Annotated in this window: 8 protein-coding genes; 4 read left to right on the top strand and 4 right to left on the bottom strand. The window is 65.5% G+C overall.

Going from position 1 to position 11,269, the window contains the following annotated elements; translation table 11 throughout:
• Together AC1DRP_RS13395 and AC1DRP_RS13390 are read left to right on the top strand one after the other, a co-directional pair.
• Nucleotides 1-1,539, top strand: a 1,539-nt coding sequence (locus tag AC1DRP_RS13395) for an ABC transporter substrate-binding protein (protein WP_476768700.1), incomplete at its 5' end; no start/stop codon positions are given.
• 11 nt (nt 1,540-1,550) lie between these two features.
• Nucleotides 1,551-3,056, top strand: a complete 1,506-nt coding sequence (locus AC1DRP_RS13390; protein WP_476768703.1) for a M81 family metallopeptidase — start codon at nt 1,551-1,553, stop codon at nt 3,054-3,056.
• Between the two features lie 147 nt (nt 3,057-3,203).
• Here AC1DRP_RS13390 and AC1DRP_RS13385 read toward each other — a convergent pair whose 3' ends face one another.
• Entirely contained in the window at nt 3,204-4,133 is a 930-nt protein-coding gene (locus AC1DRP_RS13385; protein WP_476768699.1) for a MarR family transcriptional regulator, read from the bottom strand.
• 391 nt (nt 4,134-4,524) lie between these two features.
• Between AC1DRP_RS13385 and AC1DRP_RS13380 the strand changes: the two genes are divergently transcribed.
• Nucleotides 4,525-7,611 carry an autotransporter outer membrane beta-barrel domain-containing protein gene (locus AC1DRP_RS13380; protein WP_476768698.1) on the top strand — a complete coding sequence of 1,029 codons (3,087 nt, stop codon included), beginning with the start codon at nt 4,525-4,527 and terminating at the stop codon, nt 7,609-7,611.
• A gap of 209 nt (nt 7,612-7,820) precedes the next feature.
• Nucleotides 7,821-10,193, top strand: coding sequence for a Tex family protein (locus tag AC1DRP_RS13375; protein ID WP_476768697.1), 2,373 nt, complete (start codon nt 7,821-7,823; stop codon nt 10,191-10,193).
• A 51-nt stretch (nt 10,194-10,244) separates the two neighbouring features.
• Here AC1DRP_RS13375 and AC1DRP_RS13370 read toward each other — a convergent pair whose 3' ends face one another.
• The 3 genes from AC1DRP_RS13370 to AC1DRP_RS13360 form a co-directional block, all read right to left on the bottom strand.
• Nucleotides 10,245-10,487, bottom strand: a complete 243-nt coding sequence (locus AC1DRP_RS13370) for a hypothetical protein (RefSeq protein WP_476768696.1) — start codon at nt 10,485-10,487, stop codon at nt 10,245-10,247.
• 82 nt (nt 10,488-10,569) lie between these two features.
• The gene (locus AC1DRP_RS13365; RefSeq protein WP_476768695.1) at nt 10,570-10,776 is read right to left on the bottom strand and encodes a hypothetical protein; all 207 of its coding nucleotides are present in this window, start codon (nt 10,774-10,776) and stop codon (nt 10,570-10,572) included.
• A gap of 214 nt (nt 10,777-10,990) precedes the next feature.
• Nucleotides 10,991-11,245 (bottom strand): hypothetical protein, encoded by a 255-nt coding sequence (locus AC1DRP_RS13360; RefSeq protein WP_441493786.1) that lies wholly within the window; start codon nt 11,243-11,245, stop codon nt 10,991-10,993.
• Between the last annotated feature and the right edge of the window lie 24 nt (nt 11,246-11,269).

The following is an 11,269-nucleotide window of genomic DNA, read 5'->3' as shown; positions in this document are numbered from 1 at the left end:
GTATCGGCCCTCGCAAAGCCCAGCCTCGCGCTGCCGGCAAAGCTCCTGAAATTCGTTCCCGAGGCGGATGTCGCGATCGTCGATCCAGTCTGGACGACGGCGACGGTGACGCGCAATCACGGCTATCTGGTCTTCGATACGCTCTATGGGCAGAACGCCGATTATGGTTTCGAGCCCCAGATGGTGGCGGGCCATACGATCGAGGACGACGGCAAGACCTGGCGACTGACATTGCGCGAGGGCCTGCGTTTCCATGATGGCGAGCCGGTGAGGGCGCAGGACGTGGTGCCGAGCATCCGTCGCTTTTCCGCGCGCGATGCCTTCGGCCGGGCCTTGATGGATGCGACGGACGAATTGTCGGCCGAATCCGACCGCGTCGTGAAATTCCGGCTGAAGCGGCCGTTCCCGCTGCTTCCGGCAGCCCTTGGCAAGACCGGGACGTCGATGCCCTGCATCATGCCGGAACGGCTGGCGCTGACCGACCCCAACAAGCAGGTGACCGAGATGGTCGGCAGCGGCCCCTACCGCTTCAAGGCCGACGAGCGGGTGCCGGGCGCCTTGGCGGTCTATGAGAAATTTGCAGGCTATGTGCCGCGGCCGGATGGCTCCGCCACCTTCACCGCCGGCCCCAAGAGCGTGTTCTTCGACCGGGTCGAATGGCGCATCATGCCCGACCCTTCGACGGCGGCCAACGCGCTCAGCACCGGCGAGATCGACTGGTGGCAGAACCCGACACCGGATCTGCTGGGGACGCTGAGAGCCAAGGCCGGACTGAAGGTCGAAGGTCTCGATCCGGCCGGCGGCATCGGCTGCCTGCGCTTCAACAGTCTCCACCCTCCCTTCGACAATCCCGCAATCCGGCGCGCCCTGCTCGGCGCCATCGACCAGCCCGAGTTCATGACCGCGGTCGCCGGAGACGAACGCTCGATGTGGAAGGACCATGTCGGCGTGTTCAGCCCCGACACGCCGCTGGCGACCACGGCCGGAACGGAGGTTCTGGTCGGCAAGCGGGATTTCGCGGCGGTCCGGCGCGCGCTGGCGGCAGCCGGCTACAAGGGCGAGCGCATCGTGCTRCTCGACCCGACCGATTACCCCTCGACCCATGCGCTGGCGATGGTGGCGGCGGACGCGCTGCAGAAATCCGGGATGAATGTGGACATGGTCTCGACCGATTGGGGCACCGTCGTTCAACGCCGCGCGAGCAAGCAACCCATCGACAAGGGGGGCTGGAACATCTTCTTCACCTATCTGAACGGCACCAATAATTTCGACCCCGCCAGCCAGCTCGGCATCCGCGGCAATGGCGATCAGGCCTGGTTCGGCTGGCCGAAATCGCCGCGCCTGGAAGAGCTGCGCCTCGATTGGTTCGGGGCCAAGGATATCGCCGCTCAAAAGTCGATCTGCGCCGAAATCCAGAAGCAGTTCTTCACCGAGGTGCCCTATATCCCGCTCGGCGCCTATTACGAGAAGACGGCCTATCGCGGATTGGCCGGGATGCGTATTGGCTTCGCACAATTCTACGACGTGAAACGAGCATGATGTCCAAGCCGATCCGTATCGCCGTTCTCCAGTTCGCCCATGAGACGGTCACCTTCCTCCCCAACGACACCACCCGCGAGGATTTCATCTATCCCGGCTCGCCGGCCGGCGGCGAGGTGCTGCTTGCGACCGACCCGAAGGGCTATATGGGCGGCTTCGTCCAGGTCGCGCGCGAACACGACGATGTCGAGCTGATCGGCATCACCTCGCCGCTCTGGCCGCGCACCGGCACGGGCTCGGGTTGGGTCACGCAGGATGCCTACGAGCATTTCCTCGGCATCATGATCGAGGAGCTGAAGGCTCAACCGGCGCTGGACGGCGTCTATCTGGCGCTTCACGGCGCGCTGGCGGTACGCGGCGTGCCGCGTCCCGAGGCCGATATCGCAAGGCGCGTCCGCGAGGTCGTCGGCCCGGAGGCCTTCATCTCCGCGACATTCGATCCCCATGGCAATGAGGACGAAGCATTTCTAGAGCAGGCCGACATGGCCTTCTGCGTCAAATACTTCCCCCATTACGACATGCACCTGCAGGGCGAGCGCGCGGCGCGCATGCTGGTCAGGGCGATCCGCGGCAGCTTCAAGCCGGTGCACCGGTCGCTGCGGATCCCGATCCTCGCACCCACGGTCGTGATGTGGACCGGCGCCTCGCCCTGGTCCGACCTGATCCAGCGGGCGCTGATCTGGGAGGCGCGGGAGCCGGATGTCTTCGTCAATGTCTTCTTCGGATTTCCCTGGGCGGACGTTCCCGATGCCGGGATGGGCCTTCAGGTCCTGACCAATGACGACCCGGACCTCGCCGAGCGCGTGCTCCGCGATATGGCCGACTGGACCTGGCGGCGGCGAAAGGCGCTGCTCGAGACCGTGAAGATCCACACGATGGAGCAGGGCGTCATTCTCGCCCGCGAGGCCGTGACGGAGGGCAGGGCGCCGGTCGTGCTCGCCGATTACAGCGATCGCTCGGGCTATGCCACCTGGCTGCTGCAGGAGATCGTCGCGCAGAGCTGTGAGCGCACCCTGATCGCCACCATCGCCTCGCCCGAGGCTATCCGTGCCGTGCTCGCGGCCGGAGCCCGGCCCGGCGATGCGTTCGACGCGGAGATCGGCGGCCTCTTCGATGAATCGGCAGGCGAGCCCGTGCGCATCACCGGCACGATCCGCGATATCCGGACGGCCACGAACCGACGCGGCATGGGCAACGAGTCCGTCTGCGTCAGCTTCGGCAACGGCAATGTGCTGGTCTTGAGCCCTTATCTGGTCCAGATCATCGAGCCATCGGAACTCCGGGAACTCGGTCTCAAGCCCGCGGAATTCGATATCATCGCGATCAAGTCCCGCGTCCATTTCCGCCGGGGTTTCGACGATAGCGGCTTCGCGCCGACGATCCTGCTGGTCGAGCCGTCGCAGCCCTTCATGGGCACGGTGCATCTCGAAGCTCTGCCCTACGAGAACCTGACGCTGAAGGACTACTATCCCTATGGCAGCCCGCGCTTTCAGCCGGAGGAGGGTGGAGATCGCTAGCGTCGGCCCGACATAGCGGACGGCGGTTTTCGGGAAAGCCGATGCAAACACAAAGGCTGAGATCATCGGAGCGGATACGATATCCGGTCCGATGTCCAGGCGTGATCTCGGTGGTCCATTACGATGACCGCAGGACCGGGAAAGCGACTATTCCGATAGTACCGGCTCCGATTGAAATCTGACCTGTTCTGCGAGCAGGCGATAATGGGCTATCTGCCCCGCAGACCAGGTTTCGAACTCCGACAGAAAATCAGGCGCGACCGCGACCGTGCGGCCGCCGTGATCGACTGAAAAGCAGCCGCGCCGCTCGGCCTCATTCAGGATATTGCCGATATGCTGGCGCGAGACGCGAAAGCGCTCCGCCAATCCGCCATAGGACAACGAAACAGGTGCGGCGGCACCGGCGCGGGCCGCGTAATGAGCACCCAGCACGGCCGATAGCACCGGATAGCCGCAATCCTGTTCGGCCAACCGGACAATCTTCGCGAAGGGCGCGAAGTAGACGTCTTCCTGAAGGAACATATCGTAGGAACGGCCGAGCCAGTCGGCCAGAGCGATGTCCTGGCTGCGCAGGTGAGCGGCGAACGGCCGTGGCGGCGGGGCGATTTGCTCCGAAGCTTCGAGAAATGCCAGGGGTGAGCGACCGATCTCCAGGAGGAGCGCCATCGCGGGCTGTAGCCGCACGGCGCGGCGATCCTGGGAGGCGCGGGTCGCGACGACATACCCGCCCAGCTTCAGCGCAGCGACGAGGGCGGCGACCTGCCGGGGGCTGGCGTGTGCAGACCGCTGAAGGGCGGAAATCGTCGGCAGTTCTCCTCCGCTCCGGCGCCAGCGGGCATCCTGGCCGATCAAGGCGAACGAGACGAGATAGCGCAGCTTCTGTCCGAAGAACTTGTCAGCCGGCCAGGCCATCTCCGGTGGCTGCATCATCGCGATGCAGTAGTTCTGCAACGCGTGGCCGAAGGCGGGCGAACGGATCAGCTCGACCGCATAGGACCATACGGGCTCCTGCGCATAGGCATCGACGGCGGGATGCAGATGGTCGGCGCGGCTGACCGGCCGAAAAGCGTCGCTCATGGCGGAATACCTGCAAAGTTTGGACTTTGCTATCTGTGTGGGGGCTGGAGTAATGCGATGTCCAGAGCCGATCGAGATCGACAGATAACGAGCTATGCGCCCTTCTGCTATCAATTCCTCGAAGCCGCCGACAAAGAACGGGCGTATATCATCAAGGCACCATGATGTCAGAAGCGGATACATCAATTTTTACAGGATTTATTGTTCAATCACTTTGTATATTGCCTTCTGTTTCCTTGGGTCCCATGCCGCAAATGGGCAGACCAATGGCAATGTGGGCGGCCTGGGCGAGGTTTCAACCAATAATCCCTATCCTTTCAGCACACTGACCTTCATTGGGACGGCTGGTCATATCCGTGCCTTGAACGACGTGAACCTGGGCAGCCAGGTGTTGACCGACGATGACTCGGTCGCCCGGCTGACGGCCGTCGCCGGTCGAACATTGTCTGTGTCGTTCGGCCGGTTCGGACGAAATTCGACCCTCTATCTCGGTTCAGCCACCGACACCGGAAACATCAACGTGACCGGCTGGACTGGATTCGGAGGCCTGGGTGCGCGGCTGGTCATCGAGGGGGGCAATGCCATCGCCGCCGGCCAAGATCGGCTTGGGCTCGCCGACTTCGGTCGATCATTCCRCTCGATCACCATCAACGATGGCGCAACGCTGCAGTTCTCAAGCTACGAAGCGACAATCAACCGTCTCGAAGGCGGTGGCGCAATCGGGATCGCTGCGGCGCTGACGATTGGCGGCGGGACGTTCTCTACGAGCATTACGGGCGCGTCGCGCTTGAGCTTTCAGGGAGACAGCATCTGGACTGGGGTCGGCGCCGGCATCGGCACGCTCGAGGTGCGATCCGGCGCGACGCTGACCACCAACAATCCCGGCGCCGTCGAAGCGAAGACGAACCTCCAGATCGATGGCACCTATCGGCTCAACTCGGCCCTTGCCGTGGACGGCTTGAGCGGGAGCGGCCTGATCGAGCTGGGGCTTGGGGCGCGGCTGAGCGCAGGTTCGCAGGACGCCAGCTCGACCTTCAGCGGGGTGATCTCGGGCAGCGGGGGCGGGCTGACCAAGGACGGCAGCGGCACGCTGACCCTGGCTGGCGCCAGCACCTATACCGGTGCGACAATCGTCAATGGCGGCACTTTGCAGATGGGCATCGGCAACGCTCTGCCCTCTTCGACAAACATCACGCTGAATGGCGGGACCTGGAGGCTCGCGGGCTACGATCAGGCCGTCGCCAGCCTGGCGGGAAATGCGGGGACGACCGTCGCGCTCGGCTCGGCCACGCTGACCCTCGGCGGTGGCTCGAATATCGGTTTCTTCGGCAATATCACCGGGACCGGCGGCCTGACAAAAGTCGGGGCGAACAGTCAGGACTTGTACGGCGTCAATTCCTATTCAGGCCCGACAACCGTATCGGGCGGCATGCTCCGCATTGCGCTCGGCGGCACACTGCTCAACTCCCGGCAGATCAACATCTCGGGCGGAGCGGCCTTCGACGCGGTCAGCAGCAATGCGCTTTCGCCGCAAGCCGTCGTCACCCTGAGCGGCGCGAATACGAGTTTCCGGATCAACGGCGACCAGAGCATTGGCGCGCTCAGCGGTACGGCAGGCGCGCAGGTGATCTTTGGTGCCGGACGCACTCTGACCGTCGGTGGCAACAATGCCAATAGCACCTTCGCTGGCAATGTCGGATCGGACGGCCATGGCAGCCTGATCAAGACCGGCACGGGCGGGTTCACGCTCTCGGGCGCGAGCAGCTACACCGGTTCGACCACAGTCGATGGCGGCACGCTGGTCGTGAACGGCTCGATCGCCGCTTCTTCCGGCGTGACGCTCAACGCCGGGGGCACGCTTGGCGGCTCGGGCACCGTCCCGGGCGTGACCGTCACCGGCGGCACGCTCTCGCCTGGCAACTCTCCGGGCACGCTGACGGTCTCCGGCAATCTCATGATGGACGCGGTCTCGACCTACCGTGCCGAGGTGCAGGGGCCGCTCGCCGACCGCATCAATGTCAGCGGCACGGCTGCGCTCGCCGGCACGCTGCAGATCGTRCCACTCGGCCAGACCTTCCGTTTCAACAGCCCCTACACCCTGCTCTCGGCAGYGGGCGGGCGGAGCGGCACCTTCGGCACCGTCGACACGACCGGCGCTTTCGGCGACGGCGTCACCACGACCGTGAGCTACACCGCCCAGGACGTGCAGTTGACCTTGACCCCGCGCCCGCTGACACCCGGCGGCTCAGGGGATCCCGGCTCGTCACCAGGCTCGCCACCCGGCTCTCCATCGGGCTCGCCTGCGCTCGGCGTGACCTCGCCGCGTAACGCCTATGCCGTCGCCGCCTCGATCGACAGGGCGGTGGCGAATGGGGGCGACGCCTCGCCGCTGTTCAACCTCTACAACCAGCCGGCGAGCGCGATTCCGGCCGTCGTCAACCAACTCTCGGGCGAGATCCATGCCAGCGTTCCGGCGCTCGGCTTCCAGGCGGCGAACGCGTTCCTCGGCACCATGCTCGACCCCAACGGCCGCGGCCGTCTGGCCGGTGCGGCGGGGGCGCCCGGCGGAGCGGCCGGCTTCACCGCCGGTCTGCCCTCGAAAGGAAGCGCCGCCGGGCCTGCCACCTTCGACCCGGCGCGCTTCTCGCTCTGGGGCGCTCCCTTTGGCTCGCGCGGACGCAATGATGGCGAGCGCCTTATCGGCTCGGCCAATCGCACGCTCGATGACGCGCATCTGGCGGTCGGCGCCGATGTCCTGCTGGCGCCGGGTACGGTCGCGGGTGTCGCGGTCGCCGCGGGCCAGGCGCGCGCCTCGCTGTCCGGCGGGCTCGGCAAGATCCACAGCGACGCCTTCCAGGCGGGGCTCTATGGCCTGACCAGGCTCGGCCCGGTCAACCTCGCCGCCGCCGGCGGCTATGCCAGACTGGACAACGACGTCCACCGCGCCGTGCCGGCGCTCGGCAATGCGCTGAGCTCCTCCTATGCCAGTACGGCCTGGAGCGGGCGGCTGCAGGCGACCGCGGCGCTGGCAAGCTGGAACGGCCTCACAATCTCGCCGCTGGCGGCCCTGCAGGCGGTGCATGTGCGCAGCCCCACCTTCACGGAAGGGGCCGGGTTCGCCGGCAATGCCGGTGCACTCAGTGTCGCCAGGCGCAACGCTGTCACCAGCCGTTGGGAAGTCGGCTTCCAGCTCGACGGGCAGGCGATGGTCGGCGCAGTGCCGGTCACCGGCTTCGCGCGAGCCGCCTGGGCTCATTACGTCGAGCGCGATGYCAGCCTCGCCGCCAGCCTGATTGCGCTGCCGGGCGCGAGTTTCGCCGCCAGCGGGGCCCGGCCCGACCGCGACAGCGCCCTGATCGCCGCCGGCCTGGACGCAAAGTTCAACGAGCGTGTCTCGCTCGGCATCCGCCTCGACAGCGAGCTCTCCACCAACACCAGAAGCCTCGGCGGCACCGCACGGCTCGCCGTCAACTTCTGACGAGGGCGGATGCGGCGTCGTTGTCGGGCGGAGAACGCCGGTTCGCCTTCGGCGGACATTGCCTGTTTCGGGTGGGACCGTCGGCGCGGGGTGGAGGTGATCGAGAGCGGTGCTATGAAGGGGACATGCCCGGTGCGGATGCGATCACGCTGCATCGCCTCAGGCACCCAACCATCATCTCTGTTCCAGCAACGGTTCCAGTGTCCTGAATGTCCGACAACGCCGCAATCGCATCCCGCATCGCCGCCGAGATCGGCGCGCGCCTGCCGCAGGCAGCCGCCGCCATTGCACTGATCGACGAGGGGGCGACCATTCCCTTCATCGCGCGCTATCGCAAGGAGGCGACCGGGGGGCTGGACGACACCCAACTGCGCCTGCTCGGAGAACGGCTGATCTATCTGCGCGAACTCGAAGGTCGACGCGCCGCCATTCTCGGGGCCATTCGCCAGCAGGAGAAGCTCACGCCTGAACTCGAGGCCTCGATCTCTGCCGCCACGACCAAGGCGGAGCTGGAGGACATCTATCTTCCGTTCAAGCCCAAGCGCCGCAACAAGGCCGAGATTGCGCGTGAGCGCGGCCTGGGGCCACTCGCCGAGGCGATCCTGGCCAATCGCCGAGCTGTCCCGGCCGAGCTGGCGGCGGCCTATCTGGCCGACGACGTGCCTGACACCAAGAGCGCGCTGGACGGTGCCCGGGACATTCTGTCGGAGCAGTTCGCCCAGAATGCCGAACTGCTCGGTCGTTTGCGCGGCTACCTCCATCAAAGGGCCGAGTTGYGTGCGCGCGTGATCGCAGGGAAGGAGGAGGCGGGCGCCAAGTTCGCCGACTATTTCGATCACGTCGAGCGCTGGGCCAACGTGCCGAGCCACCGTGCGCTGGCCATGCTGCGGGGCCGGAACGAGGACATTCTGACGCTCGACATCGAGGTGGACAGGGATGATCCGCGCCCGGTCAAGCCGGTGATGCGCATGATCGCCGACACCTACGCGATCGGCGACAGGTTGCCGGGCGATGCCTGGCTGATGGAGGTCGTCGGCTGGACCTGGCGGGCGAAGCTGTCGCTTCACCTCTCGGTGGACCTGATGACCGATCTGCGGATGAAGGCCGAGGCCGAGGCGATCAATGTCTTCGCCCGCAACCTCAAGAATCTGCTTCTGGCCGCACCGGCCGGATCGCGGGCGACCATGGGTCTCGATCCCGGCATCCGGACCGGCGTGAAGGTGGCGGTGGTCGACGGCACCGGCAAGCTGCTTGCCACCACGACCGTCTATCCATTCCAGCCGCGGAACGATGTTCGCGGCACGCAGGCCGAGCTTGCGAGCCTCATCCGCAAGCATGGCGTGGAACTTGTCTCCATCGGCAACGGGACCGGCAGTCGCGAGACCGAGAAGCTTGTCGCGGAGCTGCTCGGCGATCTGCCGCCGCCCAAGCCGATCAAGGTGGTCGTCTCGGAGGCCGGCGCCTCGGTTTATTCCGCCTCGGAACAGGCCGCCGCCGAGTTCCCGGACCTCGACGTCACGCTGCGCGGCGCGGTTTCCATCGCAAGGCGCCTGCAGGACCCGTTGGCGGAGCTCGTCAAGATCGATCCGAAATCGATCGGCGTCGGCCAGTATCAGCACGATGTCGATCAGTATCATCTCGCCCGCGCGCTCGACGCCATGGTCGAGGATGCCGTGAACGCAGTCGGGGTCGACCTCAACACGGCCTCGGCCTCGCTGCTGGCGCGGGTATCGGGGCTCGGCGCTGCGCTCGCCGAAGCGATCGTCGCGCATCGCGATGTCAACGGACCGTTCGGTACGCGCCGCCAGTTGCTCGCCGTTGCCAGGCTCGGACCTCGGACCTTCGAGCAATGCGCCGGGTTCCTGCGCATCCGGGACGGATCAGAACCACTCGACGCCTCATCGGTGCATCCGGAGGCCTATGGCGTCGCCCGCAAGATCGTCGCCGCCTGCGGGCGCGACCTGCGCTCCCTGATGGGTGACAGCGCTGTGCTGTCCAGGCTCGATCCTCGCAGCTTCGTCGACGATCGCTTCGGCTTGCCGACTGTCCGCGACATCATCGCCGAGCTCGACAAGCCGGGCCGCGACCCACGTCCTGCCTTCAAGACCGCGGCCTTCGCTGATGGCATCGACGACATGAAGGACCTCGAAGTCGGGATGACGCTGGAGGGCACGGTGACGAATGTTGCCGCCTTCGGCGCCTTCGTCGACATCGGCGTCCATCAGGACGGGCTCGTCCATGTCTCGCAGCTTGCCGAGCGCTTCGTGAAGGACGCGCATGAGGTGGTGAAGGTCGGCGACGTCGTGAAGGTGCGTGTCTTGGAGATCGACATCAAGCGCAAGCGCATCTCGCTGTCCATGCGCAGCGACGCAGGCGGCGACAGCTCGAAGGGGCCGCGTGAGACCGCGCGCCAGGATGCGCGCGGCGGCCAGGGGGCTCGCGACGGCCAGGATGCCCGCGGCGGCAAGGACGCGCGCGACGGCAAGGGTAACCCGGGCCGGGGAGGGCCGGCGCGGACACCGCAGAAGGAAAGCCAGGGTGCCCTGGGTGCAGCCCTCATGGACGCGCTCAAGCGTCGATAAGGAAGCCGAACCGCCCCCCTTGGCCAAGCCGGCCAAGGGGGGCGACCGATCTCAGGGATGTGAAGATCGGTCTCTGGCACGGCAGCGCCACTCGACAGGGGAAATGATACCAACAAAGGCGCCGCCAGCGGCAGCCATATGATTGTCGGCGTCCGCTCCGAATTTGTGGCCAGCCAGAGCACTGCTCTCGATCGAGTGTCCGAGCCGCGCCAAGCCATCCACCACGTTGTAGCCGCCGTTGACGTCTTCCAGCGAGGCATCGTTCAGCGGAGCGTTATCGGGCTCTGTGCTCATCGGTCTGCTCCTTCCCGGGCCGGGCCCGTCATTGCGTTGAGAAAGGCCTATCGAGGCCTGCTTACGCCGCGTGTTCCCTGGATCACTTGTGCCTATTTGATCTTTCTTGGAGCGAATCCAGCGTGGCCTTGAACGGTTCGAAGAGTTTTCCGAACACCTTTCCCCAGCTGTCGATCGGATGCAGAATTGATAGATTCATTTTCTCTGCTCCCGTGACAGTCTCCAATTCGTCATCGGAGAGTTTCATGTCTTTGCGATCTTCGCCGGTTTCAAGCTTTTCGTTGCCCATTGTCTTCTCCGTCGAGCTGTGGCTGCCTTGAGCCACGTGGGGTGGGATGTGCCAGACACCGCAGCAGCTCCCGCACGGTCATGACGCGGAGGCTTCAAATCACGGCGCCGGGCCAGGCCGGAACGCGGGCATCCTGCAGCGGGCTATCCGCGCGGCCTGATCTGATCAGGTTGATTCAATCTGATCGGATCAGGCTCCAAATTATTGATAGGGTTCAGGTTCTGCGGATGGCCGGGGCTTCGCAATTGCCGGCACGATCCCAGCGGATATARCCGCCATTGCCGTCCGGGCGGACGGAGCTTCTGTTTTCGGTCGGCTTGAAGAAACCATGGGCGTCTCCGGGCACGGTCGTCACCCACATCGAAGCCTTGCCGCTATGGTCCCAATGCCCACCGGTTCCGGCGCCATGCACGTCGTCGAGCTCGGCCTCGTCGAGCTTGCGGTTGCTGCTGTCGATCTTGCTGTTCATATCGGGTCCCTCTGCGTTCGGATC

It is taken from the genome of Allobosea sp. 01N443, assembly GCF_056399325.1.
Note: the sequence above shows the minus strand (reverse complement) of the source record. Positions and strands in the feature narration are given on the sequence as shown.

Bases quoted from the DNA above. Each gene is read 5' to 3' on its own strand.
- AC1DRP_RS13385 (WP_476768699.1), bottom strand. From the start codon at position 4,133: ATGAGCGACGCTTTTCGGCCGGTCAGCCGCGCCGACCATCTGCATCCC.
- AC1DRP_RS13370 (WP_476768696.1), bottom strand. From the start codon at position 10,487: ATGAGCACAGAGCCCGATAACGCTCCGCTGAACGATGCCTCGCTGGAA.
- AC1DRP_RS13365 (WP_476768695.1), bottom strand. From the start codon at position 10,776: ATGGGCAACGAAAAGCTTGAAACCGGCGAAGATCGCAAAGACATGAAA.